At 58.4% G+C, this 20,553-nt stretch carries 19 protein-coding genes and 2 pseudogenes; 17 read left to right on the top strand and 4 right to left on the bottom strand.

The features are described from left to right. The first annotated feature begins 1 nt into the window (after position 1). A complete protein-coding gene (locus tag ACZ1HE_RS18610; RefSeq protein WP_472623220.1) occupies positions 2–1,657 on the top strand; it encodes a Na/Pi cotransporter family protein in 1,656 nt (551 codons plus the stop codon). A 144-nt stretch (positions 1,658–1,801) separates the two neighbouring features. On the opposite strand, the gene hchA is transcribed toward ACZ1HE_RS18610, so the two are convergent. Then, entirely contained in the window at positions 1,802–2,671 is an 870-nt protein-coding gene (hchA, locus tag ACZ1HE_RS18605; RefSeq protein WP_472623218.1) for a glyoxalase III HchA, read from the bottom strand. Between the two features lies 1 nt (position 2,672). Continuing rightward, positions 2,673–3,314 (bottom strand): NAD(P)H-dependent oxidoreductase, encoded by a 642-nt coding sequence (locus ACZ1HE_RS18600; protein ID WP_472623216.1) that lies wholly within the window; start codon positions 3,312–3,314, stop codon positions 2,673–2,675. A gap of 125 nt (positions 3,315–3,439) precedes the next feature. On the opposite strand from ACZ1HE_RS18600, the gene ACZ1HE_RS18595 reads away from it, so the two are divergent. Beyond that, positions 3,440–3,805, top strand: a complete 366-nt coding sequence (locus ACZ1HE_RS18595) for a winged helix-turn-helix transcriptional regulator (protein WP_472623214.1) — start codon at positions 3,440–3,442, stop codon at positions 3,803–3,805. A 571-nt stretch (positions 3,806–4,376) separates the two neighbouring features. Continuing rightward, positions 4,377–4,976 (top strand): NAD(P)H-dependent oxidoreductase, encoded by a 600-nt coding sequence (locus tag ACZ1HE_RS18590; RefSeq protein WP_472623212.1) that lies wholly within the window; start codon positions 4,377–4,379, stop codon positions 4,974–4,976. Between the two features lie 6 nt (positions 4,977–4,982). Here ACZ1HE_RS18590 and ACZ1HE_RS18585 read toward each other — a convergent pair whose 3' ends face one another. Both ACZ1HE_RS18585 and ACZ1HE_RS18580 read right to left on the bottom strand, forming a co-directional pair. Next, entirely contained in the window at positions 4,983–5,459 is a 477-nt protein-coding gene (locus tag ACZ1HE_RS18585; protein ID WP_472623210.1) for a YHS domain-containing (seleno)protein, read from the bottom strand. A 98-nt stretch (positions 5,460–5,557) separates the two neighbouring features. Further along, positions 5,558–6,511 carry an AraC family transcriptional regulator gene (locus ACZ1HE_RS18580; protein ID WP_472623208.1) on the bottom strand — a complete coding sequence of 318 codons (954 nt, stop codon included), beginning with the start codon at positions 6,509–6,511 and terminating at the stop codon, positions 5,558–5,560. A gap of 349 nt (positions 6,512–6,860) precedes the next feature. On the opposite strand from ACZ1HE_RS18580, the gene rpsA reads away from it, so the two are divergent. The 14 genes and pseudogenes from rpsA to ACZ1HE_RS18510 all read left to right on the top strand — a co-directional run bounded on the left by rpsA (position 6,861) and on the right by ACZ1HE_RS18510 (position 20,502). Further along, positions 6,861–8,540 (top strand): 30S ribosomal protein S1, encoded by a 1,680-nt coding sequence (rpsA, locus tag ACZ1HE_RS18575; RefSeq protein ID WP_472623206.1) that lies wholly within the window; start codon positions 6,861–6,863, stop codon positions 8,538–8,540. 309 nt (positions 8,541–8,849) lie between these two features. Continuing rightward, positions 8,850–9,965: an MHYT domain-containing protein gene (locus tag ACZ1HE_RS18570; protein ID WP_472623204.1), complete on the top strand. Its 1,116-nt coding sequence runs from the start codon at positions 8,850–8,852 to the stop codon at positions 9,963–9,965. A 113-nt stretch (positions 9,966–10,078) separates the two neighbouring features. Next, on the top strand, positions 10,079–10,933 hold the full coding sequence (locus tag ACZ1HE_RS18565) for an FAD binding domain-containing protein (protein WP_472623202.1): 855 nt from the start codon (positions 10,079–10,081) through the stop codon (positions 10,931–10,933). A gap of 12 nt (positions 10,934–10,945) precedes the next feature. Beyond that, positions 10,946–11,440 (top strand): (2Fe-2S)-binding protein, encoded by a 495-nt coding sequence (locus ACZ1HE_RS18560; RefSeq protein WP_058281632.1) that lies wholly within the window; start codon positions 10,946–10,948, stop codon positions 11,438–11,440. Continuing rightward, a pseudogene (locus tag ACZ1HE_RS18555) lies at positions 11,437–13,864 on the top strand (aerobic carbon-monoxide dehydrogenase large subunit). The gene ACZ1HE_RS18560 and the pseudogene ACZ1HE_RS18555 overlap by 4 nt, the downstream one beginning before the upstream one ends. 44 nt (positions 13,865–13,908) lie before the next feature. Then, positions 13,909–14,785, top strand: a pseudogene (locus ACZ1HE_RS18550) (AAA family ATPase). After that, positions 14,782–15,963 (top strand): vWA domain-containing protein, encoded by a 1,182-nt coding sequence (locus ACZ1HE_RS18545; protein ID WP_472623200.1) that lies wholly within the window; start codon positions 14,782–14,784, stop codon positions 15,961–15,963. Before ACZ1HE_RS18550 ends, ACZ1HE_RS18545 begins: the two are co-directional and overlap by 4 nt. Continuing rightward, on the top strand, positions 15,960–16,739 hold the full coding sequence (locus tag ACZ1HE_RS18540) for an XdhC family protein (RefSeq protein ID WP_472623198.1): 780 nt from the start codon (positions 15,960–15,962) through the stop codon (positions 16,737–16,739). The genes ACZ1HE_RS18545 and ACZ1HE_RS18540 overlap by 4 nt, the downstream gene beginning before the upstream one ends. Then, on the top strand, positions 16,732–17,340 hold the full coding sequence (locus tag ACZ1HE_RS18535) for a nucleotidyltransferase family protein (RefSeq protein ID WP_472623196.1): 609 nt from the start codon (positions 16,732–16,734) through the stop codon (positions 17,338–17,340). The genes ACZ1HE_RS18540 and ACZ1HE_RS18535 overlap by 8 nt, the downstream gene beginning before the upstream one ends. 109 nt (positions 17,341–17,449) lie before the next feature. Further along, the gene (locus tag ACZ1HE_RS18530) at positions 17,450–17,905 is read left to right on the top strand and encodes a CoxG family protein (RefSeq protein WP_472623194.1); all 456 of its coding nucleotides are present in this window, start codon (positions 17,450–17,452) and stop codon (positions 17,903–17,905) included. Between the two features lie 654 nt (positions 17,906–18,559). Then, entirely contained in the window at positions 18,560–18,928 is a 369-nt protein-coding gene (locus tag ACZ1HE_RS18525) for a GFA family protein (protein ID WP_472623192.1), read from the top strand. A gap of 280 nt (positions 18,929–19,208) precedes the next feature. After that, positions 19,209–19,490 carry an integration host factor subunit beta gene (gene ihfB / locus ACZ1HE_RS18520; RefSeq protein WP_164658324.1) on the top strand — a complete coding sequence of 94 codons (282 nt, stop codon included), beginning with the start codon at positions 19,209–19,211 and terminating at the stop codon, positions 19,488–19,490. Between the two features lie 4 nt (positions 19,491–19,494). Beyond that, positions 19,495–19,845: a lipopolysaccharide assembly protein LapA domain-containing protein gene (locus ACZ1HE_RS18515; protein WP_472623190.1), complete on the top strand. Its 351-nt coding sequence runs from the start codon at positions 19,495–19,497 to the stop codon at positions 19,843–19,845. A 9-nt stretch (positions 19,846–19,854) separates the two neighbouring features. Next, the gene (locus ACZ1HE_RS18510) at positions 19,855–20,502 is read left to right on the top strand and encodes a phosphoribosylanthranilate isomerase (RefSeq protein ID WP_472623188.1); all 648 of its coding nucleotides are present in this window, start codon (positions 19,855–19,857) and stop codon (positions 20,500–20,502) included. Positions 20,503–20,553 lie beyond the last annotated feature (51 nt).

Genomic DNA, 20,553 nt, shown 5'->3' with positions numbered 1-20,553 from the left:
GGTGAGTGAACCGCACGCCCTTCAAATCGTGATACAAATCGCAGGCGCCGCGGCCCTGTTGATTTGGGCCGTACGCCTTGTGCGCACCGGCGTCGAGCGTGGGTTTGCCGCCCCCATGCGCAGCTGGTTGCGTCATTCCGCCAAGAACCGATTGCTGGCGGCCGGGACTGGGATGGGTGCTGCGGTGCTGCTGCAAAGCGCGACTGCGGTTGCCGTTCTGGTGTCCAATTTTGTCTCAAAGGGCGGGCTGGCGACAGCGACAGGGCTGGCGATCCTATTGGGGGCCGATGTCGGATCAGCTGTGGTGACGCAGCTTTTGATGGTGCGTCAGCCCCTTCTGATCCCTTTGCTGCTGGTGATCGGGGTCACCGTTTTTCTGCGCGGCGACGGCAGCAACACACGGCAGATTGGCCGAATTTTGATTGGGCTTGCCTTGATCTTTGTATCGCTGGATATGATCCGGAATGCCACCGAACCGATGATATCCAACTCCAGCACGCAGGCCATCATGGCCTATCTGGGCAGCGATCTGCTAACCGCTTTCATCATTGGCGCTGTGTTTGCATGGTTCGTCCATTCGAGCGTCGCGGCAGTATTGCTGTTTGTCACATTGGCAGGGCAATCCATCCTTCCAACCCCTGCTGCCGCCGCCATGATCCTTGGGGCCAACCTCGGCGGCGGGTTTATCGCATTCGTTCTTACTTATTCTGCACCGATCGCGTCGCGACGGATGGTTATGGCCAATCTGATCCTACGAGGTGGCGGTGCTGCACTGGTCCTCCTCCTGATCGTTGCGATGCCAGAACTGTTGACCGGGCTCGGTACGACGCCCGCTCGGCAAGCTATTAATTTGCACCTTGCGTTTAACGTAGGCCTAGCGCTCGTGGCGCTTCCGTTTGTGGGGCCGATTATTGCTGTGGTTTCATATTTTATCACTGAAAGACCCGACAGGCTCGGAGGGCTGGAGGTCACCAGCGCCCTTGATCCCGCACTGCTGGTCCGCCCTCGGCGTGCCATTGACTGTGCGGCGCGCGAACTGCTGGGGATGGGCCAAAAGATTGAACAGATGCTGATCACGGTCGAACCCCTTTACGACCAGTGGAACGCCGCCACCGCCAGCTTGATTCTGGATCAGGACAAGGCCGTCAAACAGACGCATCTGGAGATCAAACTCTATCTCGCGCGCCTTGGGCAAAAGGGCATGGATGAAGACCTGAGCAGCCGGTCGATGGAACTTGCCTCGATATCATCCAGTCTCGATTCTGCATCTGATGCCATCGCGCGGATCATGCTGGAACTCGCCAAGCGTCTGGATCTGCAAAACGTTCAATTCTCGCCCCAAGGCCGCGAAGAAATCCGTGATTTTACGGACCGAGTTCAAAGTAATGTGCAGCTCGCCCTGAATGTTATGATGAACCAAAACCCTGCCGAAGCTCGCGAATTAGTCGCAGCCAAGGAGAAAGTGCGAAAAGTCGAACAAAAACTGCAACGCAACCACATCGGCCGCCTGCGCGAGGGGCTGTCTGAGAGTATCGAGACGAGCAACATCCATCAGGAAACACTTCGAGCGCTAAAGCAAATCAACACGGCGTTCTCGATGGTAGGCCACCCCATCTTGCTTAAGTCTGGTGACCTCTTGAAAAGCCGGCTCGCTTAGAGCTGCGTTTTCAATTCGAGTGGGCGTGGATGCTTGGAGGCTATTGCACTAAGACACATCACGTCCGAGAGGAAATCACTACAGAAAGTGTCTCCACCTCAACCGTGATGTGCGCCTTTTTCTGTATAAAAGTGCCGCGTCGCCCTAAGTGTTGGCTTGAGCGCGCTTCAGCAAAGTTGTCGCCGCCAGTCTTCCAAAACCATTTGCAGCTTGTGGGCTTGCGCCGGTTACAAGGCGGCGATCGACATGGACCGAATTGTCGGCCTTTTTGTTGATGATTTCGACGCCAAGTGCTGTCAGTTTTTGGCAAACCCACCACGGCATCGGTCCAGGCAAATAACCGATCATTGGCGTTTGCTTGTCCACTGCGTCCGGGAACACAGCGATCTTGTAGCCGTCATACAAAAAATCTGCGTCGTTTTTGGCAGCTAACAACGCAGCAGGACCGTGACACAGCGCGAGGGTATGAAGGCCCGTATTATGCGCCCAATGAAGGACTTTCCCGAGGTCGGCATTGTCGGGCAATCCCAGCATCGCACCATGACCACCGGGAATAAACACGGCGGCATAGGGCGCATCGTCTGTCATGGAGTTTGCGGCGAAATCGGCAAGGCTACCGGGGTTCTGAAAGGTGTCGGCAAAGTCGCGGTACAGTTTTTGGATATCCGCGTCATCCGCTGGCATCGCCCATTCCTCGATTGCGACTGGCGCGCCCGTTGGCGTGACCACGTCAATCTCGAAACCCGCATTCATCAGATGCAGCATCGGTAGGCCCATTTCGACAGGGTGGTTTCCGGTCGAGAATTTCTTGCCATTGGCCATCGTCATGTTGCGTTCTTCGGTGCAAACCATCAGTACGCGGTTGCGGGTGCCTTCATACCGTTTCGCGTAGGCCCCGCCGTCGTAATCGGTCGTGGATGATGTGCCCAGCTTGATCGCGAGGGGTGACGGGCTGAACGCGCCGTCGGCTGTGGGTTGCGGTTGCGCGCGGAAAAGTTTGCGAAGAATGCCCATATCAGTTGACCTCCGTGACGATGGCGTCGTGGGATTTGCGGACTTTATCCATTGGCAGCAACCAATCGCCAGCCGGATCGCGATAGCCCAAAGGCATCAAAACAACTGACCGCAGGCCGCGCTCTTTCAAGCCTAGAATTGTATCCACCGCATCGGGGTCAAAACCTTCCATTGGTGTGCTGTCGACTTCTTGCTCGGCCGCGGCGACCAGCGCGATGCCAAGCGCGATATAGGCTTGGCGCGCGGCGTGGGCGTAGTTCGTTTCGGCGTCACGAGGCACGTAGTTGGATTTCAGATTGTCATAATAAGCATGTATCAACGGCAGATCGCCACGCGCTTGCACGTTCAGATCAACAACTTCGTCGATGCGATCTTCTGTGTAGTTGTCCCACGCCGCAAAAACCAACAGGTGAGACCCGTCTGTGATCTGTGCCTGTCTACCGGCAGCCTTAGCAATTCTGCTGCGAACATCCGGATTGGTCACAACAGTTAGCTCAAACGGCTGCGTGCCACTGGATGTCGGGGCCATCCGGACTGCCTCGATGATCGCATCGACCTTTTCCTGCGGGACGGCCTTTGACGGGTCCATCTTCTTGGTGGCATAGCGCCATTGCAAAAGGTCGTTAAGCGGCTTGGTTGTCATGTGTCTGGTCCTATTGTCAGCGCCTTTTTTGCGCGGTATACATTCGTAACTGACGATCTATTCGACACCATAGCACGCCGCAAGAAGGCACATTTCTGACCCTCGGTCACACAAAGGGAACCTCCATGCTGGACGACGACCGTTGCCCTGATTGCCAGCGCATAAACGAGGTCCTATCCCGTATCGGAGATCGGTGGAGTGTGCTTGTCGTGATCTCTTTGGCGGAATACGGAACGCTGCGGTTCAATGAACTCAAACGCAACCTCGGTATCTCGCAACGCATGCTCAGCAAGACGCTGAAAGAGCTGGAGCGCGACGGTCTTGTGAACCGAACATATCATCCAACGATCCCGCCAAAGGTTGAATACAATCTCACCGATATGGGCGAGTCTTTTCGTGAGCCCGTAAACGTATTGGGCAATTGGGCTTTAGATAACCTCGCCAAGATTGACGGAGCGCGGGAGGCCTATGACGAGAAAACGAGCAAGTAACGCTCTCGCTCAATGTAAGGACGGCTGGCGCACCAAGGCGGCCCTTTGCATCTCACGTATTGATAGCGGTAAATTCTGCGATCTGATTGTTTGACCGGCGCGCAGAAAGAGGGTGGTCAGGGAGTACAGAATTTTGACCTTCCCGATGGCCGCTCTCCTGAAATGAGCAACATCGTAATATGCTTGCCGCTGCACTTGCGAAGAAATGCTGCGCTAGCAATGGCCGCACCTGCAAAAGTCCGCTTCGTCCGCAACGCAGTCACTTGCGAACCCAAAATGCTGCGCCATCGAGCAATGTCGGTTTTTGGGAAGCTGCTAGGGTAAACTTGGACGGCACCGGAGGTTCGGTCTGGGCCGTTTGTGCCTCGCGCAGCATCAGTTAGAATGGGTTCAAAGAAGACATCCATATTCCTTAGTCAAAACTGCGACAGTGAACCTGAGCTGCAATCCCGGGAACGCTTGTGGGGGGCAGGGTTTATGAAAGCATCGTAGTAGAAATCTGATATTTCTCTTGCCCTCAAGGTGGGTTGAGCTTGCACAGTGCGCTTTAGACACCAACCCGAGGGCCGCAATGCACGTACTCACCGTTCTTGATCATCCAAACCCCAAATCCTTCAGCGCCGCCACCGCCGCGCGGTTCATGGAGGGGGCGCAGGATGCCGGGCACACAGCCGAGCTGGCCGATTTACATGCCGAAGGGTTCAACCCGCTTTGGAGCATGCAAGACGCCGAAGGGGAAATATCAAAAGATGTCCGGGCCGAACAAGACCGCATTGCCCGGGCCGATGCCATTTGTCTGGTGTTTCCGCTGTTCTGGTGGGGGATGCCGTCGATGACCAAGGGCTGGGTGGATCGTGTCTGGAGCTGGGGGTGGGCTTATGATCAGCTCGACGATCCCGAATTGTCCCTGCAAAAGCCCCGCACCGGCGTCCTGTTGATCCCTGCTGGCGCGCGTTCGGATGAGATCGAACAAGAGGGCTATGGATCGGCACTCGATACAATGTGGACCAAAGGGACGTTCGGCTATTTTGGCTGGTCCCCGCGCCGGATGGAGCTGCTCTGCGGATCCACCGGTTCTCTCGATCGTCGCCGCGCATTGCTGGATAGATGCCACCAGATCGGCCTGACCTTGCCGGAACCCGGCGACGAGACAAGACCCGCCGCCGGATGAGCCAGGTCACAGATCGCTGACGGCTGTATGCTCGATCTTATCCCACTGCTGGTCTGCGGTGGCTTCGGTGGCTTGCGCATCCTCCAGAAACGCCGCGCGGGTGGCCGCGTTCAGGAACACGAAGAGGCGCCCGTTCTGAACCAGAAACTGGTTCGGATCGCCGTCGAATTTCTTACCGACCGAGACGCCATACGAGCAGAACCCGCCGTGCTCGGGCGCGAACTTTGCCGGATCTGCTTGAAACGCCTTCATGTTGGCTTCGCTGGCAAAGTAATAGGCCGCACCATCATGGGTGGCGGCATAATCCGCCGTTCCTTTCACCACCTTACCGCCGTTGACCAGGTCAACAGGGTCATTGCCGCGCAAAGCCAACGGCGCACCTGCTGCGGTGATGCCGGGGGCCACGTTGACCTCATCGGCGGCAAAGGCCGGGGCGACCAGCATGGGCGTGACGGCGAGGGCGGCGATCAAAAGAGCTTTCATGAGTGTTTCCTTTCTCAGGTTGGTCGCAGGTTTGTCTTGCGATGACCTGAGAATGGGCGCGGATCTTGGGACGAACAATTTCAGGTGGTCCGGGAAACTTATCCAATCGTCCGGGCGTCTATGTCGCCTTGTTTACGAGCCTGCCCAGGGCCAAATCCATAAAATTTGCTGAACGCACGACTAAAGGCGGGCGTGGACTGATACCCCACGCTCAACGCTGCTCCTTCGACTGACTGCTCGCCCGATTGCAGCAGCTTGCGCGCCTTTTCCAACCGCCAGCCGGTCAGGTATTTAAGCGGCGTTGTTCCTGTCAGGTTATGGAATCGGTCGGCAAATACCGTGCGCGACATCCCCGCATTGCGTGCGATACTCTCGACCGTCCAGGGTGAGGCGGGATCGTCATGCAGGGCGCGCAACGCCCGCGCAATCATCGGATCCCCCATCGCCTTGAGCACCCCTTGTGGCAGGTTTTCCTGTTGCATCCACAGGCGCAGGGCTTGCACGAACAATACTTCGGTCATCCGGTGCACGATGATGCCGTTGCCGGGGGCAGGGGCATCTGCCTCGGTCGCAAGCAGGTTCAAGGTCGCCGCCAGCCAGGCCGCAGCTTCATGCGGTAGTTCCCGCGCCAATATCAAAGGCGGCAGGGTCTGCAGGAAATGATTGCGCCGCGCCTGTGGCGAGAATGAGAAGTGTCCACACAACAGCCGCGTCTGCGCCCCATCATCACGCAGCTTGTAAATCAACTGTCCCTTGCCATCATACCCCGCATCACTCAGCACAGTTTCCAACTCGGGCGCCCGCGCGTCAGGATGGGCTAACAAATCATGCTGTGCGCCGTGCGGGATCATCAGAAAATCCCCTTGCCGGATATGGCAGGGGGCATCCGCCCCCTCGACCCGCACATGACATTCACCTCTAAGTACCAGGTGAAAGCGCACCACGTTTTCATAGGCTGGCACATGCACGCCCCAATCCCCCGAAAACTCGGTCGAGAAATACAGCATCCCGGCAAAATCGAGATGCGAAAGAATATCGCTGATCGGATCCATCCCGTCAGCTTATGGGTTGTCCTGACGGTTTCAAGCGATCCGGACGATCTGCTAAGTTTGCCGGACGAGCAGCTACACAAACCCTCACACGGGCTGTGAATATGACGTTCTCTGCCCTGTTCCCGCAGCTTTCCCTTGCACACAACGGGGAATCTGCCTATACGCGCGATGTCTGAACAGGGCGGTCAACGTCCGGATGACATGTCTGAGCAGGGCTGGGGTACACCTCGGCCCTTTGTGTTTGTTTGATCAGATGTGTTCCGGTCCACGTTCTGGACAGGCTTAACCAAGACCGGCGGAGACAACCGCACGGCCAGAAAAAAACCGTTGTAAAGGACACACACGCCACATGGCTGATACATCCATGGAGGAATTCGAAGCCCTCCTGCAAGAAAGCTTCGAAATGGACACCCCCGAAGAGGGTTCGGTTGTCAAAGGCAAGGTCATCGCTATCGAAGCAGGCCAAGCCATCATCGACGTCGGCTACAAAATGGAAGGCCGCGTCGAACTGAAAGAATTCGCAAACCCCGGTGAAGCCCCTGAAATCGCTGTCGGCGACGAAGTTGAGGTTTACCTGCGCGCGGCTGAAAACGCCCGCGGCGAAGCCGTTATCTCGCGTGAGATGGCCCGCCGTGAAGAAGCATGGGATCGCCTGGAAAAAGCATACGCAGACGACCAGCGTGTCGAAGGTGCGATCTTTGGTCGTGTCAAAGGTGGCTTCACCGTCGATCTGGGTGGCGCAGTTGCGTTCCTGCCCGGTTCGCAGGTTGACGTTCGCCCCGTGCGCGATGCTGGCCCTCTGATGGGTCTCAAGCAGCCCTTCCAGATCCTGAAAATGGACCGCCGCCGTGGCAACATCGTTGTGTCCCGTCGCGCAATCCTGGAAGAATCGCGTGCCGAACAGCGCGCCGAAGTCATTGGCAACCTGTCCGAAGGTCAGGCAGTCGACGGCGTGGTCAAGAACATCACCGAATACGGTGCGTTTGTTGATCTGGGCGGCGTAGACGGTCTGTTGCACGTCACCGACATGGCATGGCGCCGTGTGAACCACCCGTCCGAGATTCTGACGATCGGCGAAACCGTCAAGGTTCAGGTCATCAAGATCAACAAAGAGACCCACCGCATCTCCTTGGGTATGAAGCAGCTGCAAGAAGATCCGTGGGATCTGGTTGCTGCCAAGTACCCGCTGGAATCGGTACACAAGGGCCGCGTCACCAACATCACCGATTACGGTGCATTTGTTGAGCTGGAGCCGGGCGTTGAAGGTCTGGTTCACGTGTCCGAGATGTCCTGGACCAAGAAAAACGTCCACCCCGGCAAGATCGTTTCGACCAGCCAGGAAGTCGACGTCATGGTTCTGGAAATCGACGGCGCCAAGCGTCGCGTTTCCCTGGGCCTCAAGCAGACCATGCGCAACCCATGGGAAGTGTTTGCAGAAACACACCCCGAGGGCACTCAGGTCGAAGGCGAAGTCAAGAACATCACCGAGTTTGGTCTGTTCATCGGCCTCGACGGCGACATCGATGGCATGGTTCACCTGTCCGACCTGTCGTGGGACGAGCGTGGCGAAGATGCGATCCAGAGCTACCACAAGAACGACGTGGTTCAGGCGGTTGTCTCCGAGGTTGATGTCGACAAAGAGCGTATCTCGCTGTCGATCAAAAACCTGGGCGGTGACAAGTTCGCTGAAGCGGTTGGCGGCGTGAAGCGCGGCTCGATCGTGACTGTCGAAGTGACCGCAATCGAAGATGGCGGCATCGAGGTGGAATACGAAGGCATGAAATCCTTCATCCGCCGTTCGGACCTGTCGCGTGACCGTGCCGAGCAGCGCCCCGAGCGTTTCTCGGTCAGCGACAAGATCGACGTTCGCGTCACCAACGTCGACAGCAAGACCCGCCGTCTGGGCCTGTCGATCAAGGCACGCGAGATCGCGGAAGAAAAAGAAGCAGTGGAACAGTATGGCTCCTCGGATTCCGGCGCATCGCTGGGCGACATCCTGGGCGCAGCTCTGAAAACGGGCGACGACTGATCCATCCGCTTGGATGTTACGGGGCCTCGCAACGCAAGTTGCGGGGCCCTTTTTTGTTTGGGTGGGCAACGGGAATTACCCCAATCGGTGAACGGCAGAAACGAGCCCAAAATGGGGAAGGCTGTATAGTGCACGAATGTCTTCTATCGGAAAATTGCATTTAGATTTCTCCAGCCCTGCCGTGTCAGCCGCAAAAAAATCTGTCATTCCGAATTGCGGCTGTCGATGATCGCGCTCCACAGCAAGAAAAGAAGGCCATGCGAACGGCACTGATTGCAAATCGCTCGAGTCTTGGTCATCCTTTTCGGCATGGAGTTTATGACCGTCGACCATAGCAGTTTTCTGATCGCAATGTCCTGCGTCGTGGCACTTGTCGCAGGGTTCACTGGTCTTTCGCTCACCCGCGACTTGGCAGAAAAGCCGATGTTCCAGAAAAAAGCGTCGATCGCGCTTGCGTCCATCGCCTTGGGCGGCGGTATCTGGGCAATGCATTTCGTAGCCATGCTTGGTTTGAAGCTGCCGATCCTGTTCTATTATGATGCAGCCATCACGCTGGTGTCGGCTCTGTCGGCGATCCTGCTTGTTGGATCGGCCCTGATCCTGTTGCATTTCGTCAGCCGCACACCATTCATCATTTCGTTGTCGGGTTGCATTGTCGGGACTGGCATCCTGGTCATGCACTATATCGGCATGGCCGGTCTGGAACTGTGCCGCGCGGTCTATACGACATCGGGCGTCGTCTTTTCTTCCATCGTGGCCATCGGGCTGTGTATTCTTGCTTTCTGGATCGCCTATGGCAAGCGCACAAACCGCAACATCGTGGTTGGGACGATCTGCTTTGCGTTTGCCGTTTGCTCGGCACATTTTCTGGCGATTGCGGAAACCAATTTTGTGCAGACGTCCACCGCAGCTGAGTTTGGTCCTAGCATGAGCAATGAAACGCTGGCGCTTGGTGTGATCTTCGTCAGTTTCGTGATCTTCGGGGCGTGCCTCTGGGTGAGCGTGACATATCTGGTCACACCCGGATCTGAAGAGGACGGTCAGCAAGCGGAACCCGCGCCGGAACTGAAGGCCGATCTCCAGATCCCCTGTGAAGCGGATGGCAACAAGGTCTTTGTCAGGGCCAGGGACTTGGTGTTCGTGCGCGCCGATGGGCATTATACACAGATCTATACCGAGACCGAACGGCTGTTCTGTGTCTGGCCGATCACTATGGCCTCCAAACGGCTCTTGCCGTTGGGGTTCCTGCAGACCCATCGCAGCTACCTGGTCAACCCGGCGCGTGTCTCGCGCTTCGAAAAAACCAAGGATAAGGGACGCTGCCTTTTCGACGGGGACGATCTGCCGCCCGCACCCGTCAGCCGTTCCAAACTGAAGGCCGTTCAAGACGTGCTTGCGGCGCAAGGCGGCGCAATTGGTGCGTGAGCAGGCGCATTTCGTGCAAAAGACCTGTATTTTATTGATTTTCCGGTGATGTGGCATGCGGCCGCATGCAACCTCGCTCCCACACTGAACATTCGCTTTAGGGAGGAGAGCCGATGATTCCAGCGGCATTTGAATATCACCGTCCTCAGGACATGGTAGGCGTGCTGGCCGTTCTTGAAGAACACGGAGACGATGCGCGCGTCATGGCGGGTGGGCACAGTTTGATCCCGATGATGAAACTTCGGATGGCCGAAGTCCCGCACCTGATCGACCTCCAGGATGTCGGCGGCATGTCGGATATCGACGTCGGGGCTGACAGCATTGTGATCGGCGCGATGGTCACACAGGCAGATATCATCGACCATGGCGAGCTTGCGGATGCAGCTCCGATCCTGCGCGAGGCTGCCTTGCAGATTGCTGATCCCCAGGTCCGCTACATGGGCACCGTCGGTGGCAACGTCGCAAACGGCGACCCGGGCAATGACATGCCGGGGCTGATGCAATGCCTGAATGCGGTATTCACCGTGGTCGGCCCGGATGGCGAGCGTGATATCCCCGCGCGGGAGTTTTACGAGGCCGCCTACATGACCGCACGCGAGGATGAAGAAGTACTGACCGCCGTAACTATCCCCGCGCCCAAAGGTGGCTACGCCTACGAAAAGCAAAAACGCAAGATTGGCGACTACGCGACAGCCGCCGCCGCGGTGCAGATCGTCAGGGACGGCAGCAATTGCGTCAGCGCCTCCATCGCGATGACGAACCTCAGCGACACGCCGGTTTATTCCGAAAACGCAGGCGCCGCGCTGGTGGGAACATCTGTCGATGCCGCTGCCCTCGGCGCGGCAGTGGCTGCGATGCTGGACGATATCGACCCGACCGAGGACAACCGCGGGCCCGTCGCGTTCAAGAACCACGTGGCGGGCGTCATATTGCGCCGTGCCATCGAGCGCGCCTGGTCGCGGGCGTAGGAGGAACACATCATGTCAAAGAAAATGCACATCAAGCTGAACGTAAACGGTAAAGACGAAGAATTCCTGGCCGAACCACGTGAACTGCTTATCTACACCCTGCGCGAACGGCTGAACATCACCGGGCCGCATATCGGCTGCGAAACGTCCCATTGCGGGGCCTGCACCGTCACCATCAACGGCAAGTCGGTGAAATCCTGCACCATGTTCGTTGCACAGGCCGATGGCGCCGAGGTGACCACTATCGAAGGCATCGGCGGGCCGGACGACCTGCATCCGCTGCAAGAGGCGTTCAAGGAACACCACGGGTTGCAGTGCGGTTACTGCACGCCGGGTATGATCACCAGGGCGACCAAGCTGCTGGAAGAAAACCCCAACCCGACCGAAGAAGAAATCCGCTTTGGCATGGCCGGTAACATCTGCCGCTGCACGGGTTATCAGAACATTGTGAAATCCATTCAGGCCGCCGCAGCCGAAATGAATGCAGCCAAGGAGGCCGCAGAATGAAGGACGATATTTCCCGCGAAGAACGTGTCGACAATCTCAAAGGCATGGGCTGCTCGCGTAAGCGGGTCGAGGATGCGCGCTTTACCCAAGGCAAGGGCAACTATGTCGATGACATCAAGCTGGACGGCATGTTGTTTGGCGACTTTGTCCGCTCTCCCTACGCCCATGCGCGCATCAAGAGCATTGATACCGCCGCTGCGCTGGAAGTGCCCGGTGTGCTGGCTGTCCTGACCGCGGCTGATCTGGAGCCGCTGGGCCTGCACTGGATGCCGACGCTTGCTGGCGACAAGCAGATGGTGCTGGCCGATGGCAAGGTGCTGTTTCAGGGGCAAGAGGTCGCGTATGTCGTCGCCGAAGATCGCTATGCCGCCGCAGATGGGATCGAGGCGGTCGAGGTCGAGTACGAAGAACTGCCCGTCATCGTGAACCCGTTCGAGGCATTGAAGTCCGATGTGGTTCTGCGCGAGGACCTTGTTGGCGAAGACGGTTCCATTCCCGATGGCGCGCACGGACCGCGCAAGCACCCCAACCACATATTTACCTGGGACGCAGGCGACAAAGGCACAACGGAAGAGGTCATCGCTGACGCCGAGGTCGTCGCGACCGAAAGCATGTACTACCACCGCACCCACCCGTGCCCGTTGGAAACCTGCGGCTGTGTGGCGTCGATGGACAAGGTCAACGGCAAGCTGACCCTGTGGGGCACGTTCCAGGCGCCGCACGCGATCCGGACGGTCGTGTCTTTGATCTCGGGCATTGAAGAGCACAACATCCGCGTGATCAGCCCAGATATCGGTGGCGGCTTTGGCAACAAGGTTGGTGCCTATCCGGGCTATGTCTGCTCGGTCGTGGCGTCGATCGTCACGGGCAAGCCCGTGAAGTGGATCGAAGACCGGATGGACAATCTGATGACCACCGCCTTTGCCCGCGACTATCACATGACCGGCAAGATCTCTGCCACCAAGGACGGCAAGATAACCGGGCTGCATTGCCATGTGACAGCTGACCACGGCGGCTTTGATGCCTGCGCCGATCCCACCAAGTTCCCGGCGGGCTTCATGAACATCTGCACCGGCTCCTACGACATCCCGACGGCCTATCTGGAGGTCGACGGCGTCTACACCAACAAGGCCCCGGGCGGCGTCAGCTATCGATGCTCATTCCGGGTGACCGAGGCAGTCTACTTCATCGAACGGATGATCGAGGTCCTGGCCATCGAGTTGAACATGGACGCAGCTGAGCTGCGCCGGATCAACTTCATCAAGAAAGAGCAGTTCCCCTACACTGCTGCCCTTGGCTGGGAATACGACAGCGGTGACTATCACACCGCTTGGGACAAGGCGCTCAAGACCGTCGACTACGACGGGCTGCGGGCCGAACAGGCCCAGCGGGTCGAGGACTTCAAAGCTGGCAAGACGCGCAAGCTGATGGGCATTGGCCTAAGTTTCTTTACCGAGATTGTCGGCGCTGGCCCAGTCAAGAACTGCGACATTCTTGGGCTTGGCATGTTCGACAGCTGCGAAATCCGCATCCACCCGACCGGCTCAGCGATCGCACGTCTGGGAACGATCAGTCAGGGGCAAGGTCACGCGACAACCTTCGCGCAAATCCTCGCCTCTGAGATCGGCTTGCCTGCCGACAGCATCACCATTGAGGAAGGCGACACCGATACAGCACCCTATGGCCTTGGCACATACGGGTCACGCTCTACCCCGGTGGCAGGCGCCGCCACGGCCATGGCCGAGCCGCAAGATCCGCGCCAAGGCGCAGATGATCGCGGCCTATTTGCTCGAGGTCCACGACAATGACGTGGAATTCGATGTCGACCGGTTTGTCGTGAAAGGCGCGCCTGAAAAGTTCAAGACAATGAAAGAAATCGCCTTTGCAGCCTACAACCAAGCCATTCCGGGGATTGAGCCGGGGCTTGAGGCTGTCAGCTACTACGATCCGCCGAACATGACCTATCCGTTCGGCGCATATGTCTGTGTAATGGACATCGACGTCGACACGGGTGTTCCGGAAATCCGCCGCTTCTATGCGCTGGACGACTGCGGCACGCGGATCAACCCGATGATCATCGAAGGCCAGGTGCATGGTGGATTGACAGAAGCACTCGCCGTCGCTCTGGGGCAAGAGATTGCTTATGATGACATGGGCAATGTGAAGACGGGCACGCTGATGGACTTCTTCCTGCCAACAGCTTGGGAAGTGCCAAATTACGAAACCGACTACACCGTCACACCTAGCCCGCACCATCCCATCGGCGCCAAAGGCGTAGGTGAAAGCCCGCATGTTGGCGGCGTGCCCTGTTTCTCGAACGCAGTGCAGGACGCGTTCCGCCCCTTCGGCAACCGGCACACCAACATGCCGCATGATCACTGGCGGATTTGGCGCACGGCCAACGAGCTTGGCCTGCACGACTGACCCTTTTGGTAGGGCGGGGTGATGCCCGCCCTACGGAGACACGCATGACCTGGACTGACTTGAAAGCCTCGCTGGCCATCGAAGGCTATGTGGCCTCGGACGATCTGGCCGTTGCGTTGCAACTGGCTCTGTCGCTGTGTCGCCCGCTGTTGCTGGAAGGTGCGGCAGGTGTCGGCAAGACCGAGATCGCCCGCACGCTGTCTGCGGTGATGGACACGCGCCTTATCCGGCTGCAATGCTACGAGGGCCTGGACGCGGCGCAGGCCATTTACGAATGGAACTACCAGCGACAGCTGCTTACCATACGGGCAGCCTCCGAGGCTGGCGAAACCGGCAAGGCGGTCGAAGATCGAGATCTTCTCCAGCGACTTTCTGCTGGAGCGCCCGTTGCTGGCGGCCATTACCCAAGACACGCCCCCGGTCCTCTTGATCGACGAAATCGACCGGGCGGATGAAGAGTTCGAAGCCTACCTGCTGGAAGTCCTCTCTGACTATCAGGTGTCGATTCCCGAGCTTGGTACGATCACCGCGAAAAGCCGCCCTGTCGTGATCCTGACCTCGAATGGTACCCGCGACCTTTCAGACGCCCTGCGCCGTCGCTGCCTATATACCTACGTGGAATACCCCGACCGCGAGACCGAATTAGCGATCCTCAAGGCCCGCTGCCCGGAGGTCGAGGCACGGCTGGGCGAACAGATAGTCGGCTTCGTTCAAAAGCTGCGTCAGGAAGAGCTGGAGAAAACCCCCGGGATCGCCGAAATGCTGGATTTCGCCTCGGCGTTGATGGGCCTCGGTATCGCCGATCTGACCGACAACCCCGCGGTCCTGCAATCGACACTGACGACCTTGCTGAAAACCCAAAGCGATCAGGCCCAGATCACGCCTGAGGTGGCAGGGCGCATTGCGGGCAAGGCCGCATGAGCCGGGTGACAAAATTCGCAGGCCGCGACCCTGGTCCGGCCGCCCGGGTCGCGGGCTTCATCGCCCACCTGCGCGACAACGGCTTGCGGCTTGGCGTTGCAGAAGCAGACCTTGCCATGACGGCCCTGGCCGAGGTGGACGCCATTCGTCCGGGCGACAGCCGCCGTGCCTTACGTGCGGTCTGCACAGGCTGCAAGGAAGAGTATGAGAGGTTCGACGATCTGTTCGACAGCTACTGGATGGACATGGGTCGTGTGAGACAGAAGGTCGTTCCTACCCCGTCATCCACTGTAAGCGACGATGTTCATTCCTCACGGGATGCCAAGGGTGAAGACGCTGGCGCATCCGGAACCTCTACTGCCCCTGACGACACGGGCGGAGCTGCGGACAGCGACGGGACCGGCAAGTTGATCGCCACCGAACAACGCAATCTCAACCGGCGTGACCTGCGCGATCTTGTCCGACCGGAAGAAATCACAGAGGCCGAAGCCGTCGCGCGCCGCCTCGGGGCCGCCCTGCGCGACACGCGATCCCGCCGTCGAATTGCCGCGCGCAAAGGGGACCGGTTGCATTTTCGCAAGATTATTCGCCACAGTCTGGCCTCCGGCGGCGAGCCGCTGAAACTGTTGCGCAAGAGGCGCCCGGACCGCACGCGCAAGATCGTCGCACTTTGCGATGTTTCCGGCTCCATGTCCGTCTACTCGCAGATATTTCTGGCGTTTCTCGTCGGCCTGATGCGGGCCGACACGGCCGCTGACGCCTATCTCTTTCACACTCGCCTTGTGCGGATCACCGAAGCTCTGCGTGACAAGGACGCGATGCGCGCGATTGGACGGATGTCATTGATGGCCGATGGGTACGGCGGGGGGTCCAAAATCGGTCCGTCGCTGATGCGCTTTGCCGACACCTATGCCAAACGCTTCGTCGATGGACGCAGCGTCGTGCTGATCTTGTCCGACGGGTACGACACCGAAGCACCAGATATCATTGCCGCCGCCCTGGAGAAACTGCGCAAACGCGGTTGCAAGGTGGTCTGGCTTAATCCCTTGAAAGGCTGGGCTGATTACGCACCGGTGGCCGAAGGGATGGCGGCGGCCCTGCCTTACCTCGACGCTTTCAAGGCGGCCAACACGCTGGGGGATCTGGCCGCGCTGGAACAGGAGTTGGCACGCCTATGACCCCGGCTGAAATCCTTTCGACAGACCTAGCCCAGGCTGCGCAGGAACTGCGGGACAAGGACGAACCTTTTGCCTTCGCCACAATCGTGCGCACGGCCGGGTCCACCGCGGCCAAGCCGGGGGCGAAGGCGCTACTCAGCGCGGATGGGACGATCCTCCAAGGCTGGCTTGGCGGCGGCTGCACCCGTGGCGCCGTCAAACGCGCCGCGCTGCAGGCCCTGCAGGATGGGACGCCACAGCTTGTATCCGTCGCACCAGAAGACCTTCTGGCCGAAAAAGGCGTGGCCGCTGGCGATGAGGTGGACGGCACGCGATTTGCCGGCAACGGGTGTCCCTCGCGCGGCACGATCGACATCTTCATCGAACCCTGCCTGCCGTCACCGCAACTCGTGGTCATGGGCGCATCGCCCGTGGCGCAGGTGATAAGCAATCTCGCCCCACAGTTTCACTGGTCCGTGTCTTCGACCCTGGAACGCGGCCAACCGCATCAGCGGTCCTTCGTCGTGATCGCGACCCAGGGACAAGGTGACCTTGACGCGCTAAAGGCAGCGTTGAACGCACAAGCGACGTATGTGGCCTTCGTCGGAAGCAGCAAGAAATACGCGTTTCTAGCCCAAAAGCTAGCCGCGGCTGGCATTGAACAATCCGCCATTGACCGCGTGAAAGCTCCGGCAGGTTTGGATTTGGGCGCGGTGACGCCCGAAGAAATCGCATTGTCGATCCTGGCGCAACTGGTCCAGGACCGGCGTGCTGCAATGAGGCCGACCGATGGCTGAAGTGACGACAATCATACTGGCGGCCGGACTGTCACGCCGGATGGGTGCGCGCAACAAGCTGCTTTTGCCTGTTGCCGGGGTCCCGATGATCCGGCACATGGTCAATGTCTATCGTACGGCGACGTGCGGACATGTGTTGGTGGTGACCGGGCATCAGGCCGAACAGATCGGCAACGCCCTTTCGGGCAGCGGTGCCGAAACCGTTTTCAACGCTAATTTTGAGCAGGGTCAGCCCACGTCGGTGGCCTGCGGGCTGCAAGAGGTGGATGAGGCAACCCCTGTGCTGATCGGTTTGGGGGATCAGCCGCTTCTGACCGCTGGCGATATTCAGTCATTGCTGGCGGCGCATGCGGCGGCTGACAGCGCGCGCATCTCCATTCCGGCGGTGGATCAACGCCGCGGCAACCCGATCGTGGTTCCCGCAGCCTTGCGCGCACGGCTCCTGGCGGACCCGAGGTCTCCGGGGTGCAAAGAGTTCACCCGAACCCATCCTGAACATGTCCAGTTTCACCCAATGGCCTCTCCCGGGTTTTACACGGACGTGGACACACCCGAGGCGTACGCCGCTCTCAGGGCAGACTTGCTGGAGGACATCACGTGAAGATCATTCGATACGTCGCAGCCCATCTGCGCCACAAGCTCGCGCTTACGCCCGAACAGGCCGACCATATGGCCACCATCAAGTTTCCCTGTTGCTAAAAGGACATCCCATGGAACTGGCAGACGAAATCGTCATCAACGCATCAAAAGAGCAAGTCTACTCAGCGCTGAACGACCCCGAGGTTCTCAAGCTGTGCATTCCCGGCTGTGAAGAGTTGATCAAGCACTCGGACACTGAACTGGAGGCAAAGGTTGTCCTCAAGGTCGGGCCGGTGAAGGCACGGTTCAGCGGTGACGTCCAACTCGACACCGCAGGCGCGCCGGATGCCTTTTCGCTGACCGGGCAGGGCAATGGCGGACCCGCCGGGCACGCAAAGGGCGGCGCAGATGTCACGCTAACAGCCGATGGGCCCAACACGACGATCCTGCGTTACCAGGCGAAGGCCGATATCGGCGGAAAGCTGGCCCAACTGGGCAGTCGACTGATCCAAAGCACTGCCAAGAAACTTGCGGCCAAATTCTTCAAATCTTTCGCTGATGTGGTCAATGAAGACGCAACCTCATAGCAGTCTCATCTAGGTAGAGCACGCGTCAGGCATCATTTCAGAGGAGGCGGGGCTTGCTCCTCGACCAGCTACAAGCCCCTTTTCACCAACCGAGCATCCTTGAGGAGAGCCTAGCTTGATTGCAGGGGTCAATTGGTTTGGTACGGTTGTTGCGGAACACATCGTCCATTCCAGTATCAGCAATGGCTGAAATCGTGACGGTAGTTCAAGCCACGGAAACGCAACCTCATGCCGTGCGATTTGGAGAGAGCAGACATTAGGACAATCTGAGCAAACGGCGGCTAAGTCCGCAGACCCGACCATGAACAAATCAATTAAGAGGCCGAACCGATGACCGAGTTTTATGAATTGGGAACTGTGGGCCAACGGAACGAAATCGTTCCTGTGCTCTCTTGTCTGAAAGGAGAGCTATCGCAGAGGCACGCTCCGAAACCGCCACAGCTGATTTTCCGTCAGAGTTTGCCTTTAAACTCGGAGCGCTCCCGCCCGTTGTCAATTTTCTGACGAAAATCTTCCTCCCGTTGGGCCAGGCGCCGCGCTGCGCACGGCGCGCCACCGTGTGACGCGGCCGTGGCAAAAAGGAACGAGCCTCGGGCATTTTATCAGAGTTCCATCGACATGCTATTGATAGGGGCGAGTAGAGGGAGAATGCACATGACCAAAGTGACCGGCGGATGCCTGTGCGATGCGGTGAGGTTTTTTGCTCAGGGCCCGCCTCTCCGGGTCGGGCTCTGTCACTGCAGGGACTGTCGCAAGCATCACGGGGCGCTGTTTCATGCCTCGGCGATCTATCCCGAGGGGGAGGTCACGGTGACGGGGCAGACGCAACACTATCAGGGACGACATTTCTGCCCGCGCTGCGGCTCATCGGTGTTTTCTCGTTCGGAAGGCGAGATCGAGCTGCATCTGGGGGCTCTGAACGATCCCCATCAGTTTGCACCCGCTTATGAGCTCTGGACCATACGGCGCGCGCCTTGGCTGCCAGAGATCAAAGGCACCGAATGCCACGAAACGAACCGTTGAACGGAATTCTTGCCGACTACACATTGGCAAGGTTGAGCATCCAACGTCGTGACACAACAGCCCCGAATCATCTGACCTGAATACCGCAGTACGGGGCCTTTTGCGGCGATGCAGCACGTCTGTCAGTTGAAAAACTCGTGAAACCCGGGCGAAAATCAGGGCGTCAATCCCGATTTTTCCCGTCAACTCTTTGACTTAACGTTCCCCATGGCTCTAGTTTTCCTGTACGATCACAAAAATAGCTTTGCGCCAACATGTTGCCTTGGGAGGGGAACTGACCATGATCCGTTCGGAACTGATCCAGAAAATCGCCGATGAGAACCCGCATCTATATCAACGGGATGTGGAACGGATCGTAAATACCGTGTTCGAAGAGGTGACGGGGGCGATGGCCCGGGGTGACCGCGTCGAGTTGCGTGGGTTCGGTGCATTTTCGGTGAAACAGCGCGACGCGCGGATTGGTCGCAATCCAAGAACCGGCGAAACAGTGCATGTCGAAGAAAAGCACGTGCCGTTCTTCAAAACCGGCAAGCTGCTTCGGGATCGATTGAACGGAAAGTAACAACATGCGCTACATTCGCTACGCGTTTCTGGGGACCTTGGGCATTCTTCTGGTGTCCGTGTCGCTGGCAAACCGGGAATTTGTGACCCTTAAACTGGTACCCGATGATCTGGCGGGTGTTCTGGGGTTCAACTTCGCCATTTCGCTGCCGCTGTTTGTGGTGGTTCTGGGCGGGATTGCCGCTGGGATCATCATTGGCTTCGTGTGGGAATGGTTGCGAGAGCACAAGCATCGTAAAGATGCGACAGTCAAAAAGCGCGAAGTTCGCAAGCTGGAGCGCGAAGTGACCAAGCTCAAGGACAAGAGCAACGAAGGCAAGGACGAGGTGCTGGCCATCCTCGATGAGGCCAGCTGATTTAGCCCCATGTCTCAGACTGTCAGTGTAAAGATTTGTGGGGTGAAGACCCCCACCGATGTGGCGACCGCGGCCCAGGCTGGTGCGCGCTATGTGGGCTTTGTATTCTTCCCGAAATCGCCTCGATGCCTGACGGTAGAACAGGCTGCGGCCCTTGCAGCCGAAGTGCCGATTGGAGTAGCCAAAGTTGCTCTGACGGTGAATGCCACTGACGACGAACTGGATCAGATCACCGCTGCTGCGCCGCTCGATATGTTGCAGCTCCACGGTAAGGAAAGCCCCGAGCGCGTGGCTGAAGTCAAGGCGCGCTATGGCCTGCCGGTGATGAAGGCAATTGGCATCGCCGATGCTGAGGACCTGCCGCAGATTGACCTGTATTCGGACGTGGCCGACCAGCTCTTGATCGACGCCAAACCGCCCAAGAACGCTGATCTTCCTGGTGGCAACGGGCTGGCGTTCGACTGGCGCCTGCTGGCGGGTCGCAAATACTGGCAGAAGCCCTGGATGCTGGCTGGCGGTTTAACCCCTGACAACGTGGCCGAGGCGATCCGTATGACGGGTGCTCGTCAGGTGGACGTTTCTTCGGGCGTCGAGAGCGCTCCGGGCGTCAAGGATGCAGAACGTATTGCCAGCTTTGTAAAATCGGCAAAGATCTGATTCAAAAAGATAAATCATTGGCTTCGCACGTCGCAGTAAGGTGGCCGTGCG

It is taken from the genome of Falsiruegeria sp. JB4-1, from assembly GCF_055693495.1.
The sequence above is the reverse complement of the archived record's forward strand: the minus strand, read 5'-3'. Positions and strand labels throughout refer to the sequence as shown.

Bases quoted from the DNA above. Each gene is read 5' to 3' on its own strand.
- hchA (WP_472623218.1), bottom strand. From the start codon at position 2,671: ATGGGCATTCTTCGCAAACTTTTCCGCGCGCAACCGCAACCCACAGCC.
- ACZ1HE_RS18600 (WP_472623216.1), bottom strand. From the start codon at position 3,314: ATGACAACCAAGCCGCTTAACGACCTTTTGCAATGGCGCTATGCCACC.
- ACZ1HE_RS18595 (WP_472623214.1), top strand. From the start codon at position 3,440: ATGCTGGACGACGACCGTTGCCCTGATTGCCAGCGCATAAACGAGGTC.
- ACZ1HE_RS18590 (WP_472623212.1), top strand. From the start codon at position 4,377: ATGCACGTACTCACCGTTCTTGATCATCCAAACCCCAAATCCTTCAGC.
- ACZ1HE_RS18585 (WP_472623210.1), bottom strand. From the start codon at position 5,459: ATGAAAGCTCTTTTGATCGCCGCCCTCGCCGTCACGCCCATGCTGGTC.
- ACZ1HE_RS18580 (WP_472623208.1), bottom strand. From the start codon at position 6,511: ATGGATCCGATCAGCGATATTCTTTCGCATCTCGATTTTGCCGGGATG.
- rpsA (WP_472623206.1), top strand. From the start codon at position 6,861: ATGGCTGATACATCCATGGAGGAATTCGAAGCCCTCCTGCAAGAAAGC.
- ACZ1HE_RS18570 (WP_472623204.1), top strand. From the start codon at position 8,850: ATGGAGTTTATGACCGTCGACCATAGCAGTTTTCTGATCGCAATGTCC.
- ACZ1HE_RS18565 (WP_472623202.1), top strand. From the start codon at position 10,079: ATGATTCCAGCGGCATTTGAATATCACCGTCCTCAGGACATGGTAGGC.
- ACZ1HE_RS18560 (WP_058281632.1), top strand. From the start codon at position 10,946: ATGTCAAAGAAAATGCACATCAAGCTGAACGTAAACGGTAAAGACGAA.
- ACZ1HE_RS18545 (WP_472623200.1), top strand. From the start codon at position 14,782: ATGAGCCGGGTGACAAAATTCGCAGGCCGCGACCCTGGTCCGGCCGCC.
- ACZ1HE_RS18540 (WP_472623198.1), top strand. From the start codon at position 15,960: ATGACCCCGGCTGAAATCCTTTCGACAGACCTAGCCCAGGCTGCGCAG.
- ACZ1HE_RS18535 (WP_472623196.1), top strand. From the start codon at position 16,732: ATGGCTGAAGTGACGACAATCATACTGGCGGCCGGACTGTCACGCCGG.
- ACZ1HE_RS18530 (WP_472623194.1), top strand. From the start codon at position 17,450: ATGGAACTGGCAGACGAAATCGTCATCAACGCATCAAAAGAGCAAGTC.
- ACZ1HE_RS18525 (WP_472623192.1), top strand. From the start codon at position 18,560: ATGACCAAAGTGACCGGCGGATGCCTGTGCGATGCGGTGAGGTTTTTT.
- ihfB (WP_164658324.1), top strand. From the start codon at position 19,209: ATGATCCGTTCGGAACTGATCCAGAAAATCGCCGATGAGAACCCGCAT.
- ACZ1HE_RS18515 (WP_472623190.1), top strand. From the start codon at position 19,495: ATGCGCTACATTCGCTACGCGTTTCTGGGGACCTTGGGCATTCTTCTG.
- ACZ1HE_RS18510 (WP_472623188.1), top strand. From the start codon at position 19,855: ATGTCTCAGACTGTCAGTGTAAAGATTTGTGGGGTGAAGACCCCCACC.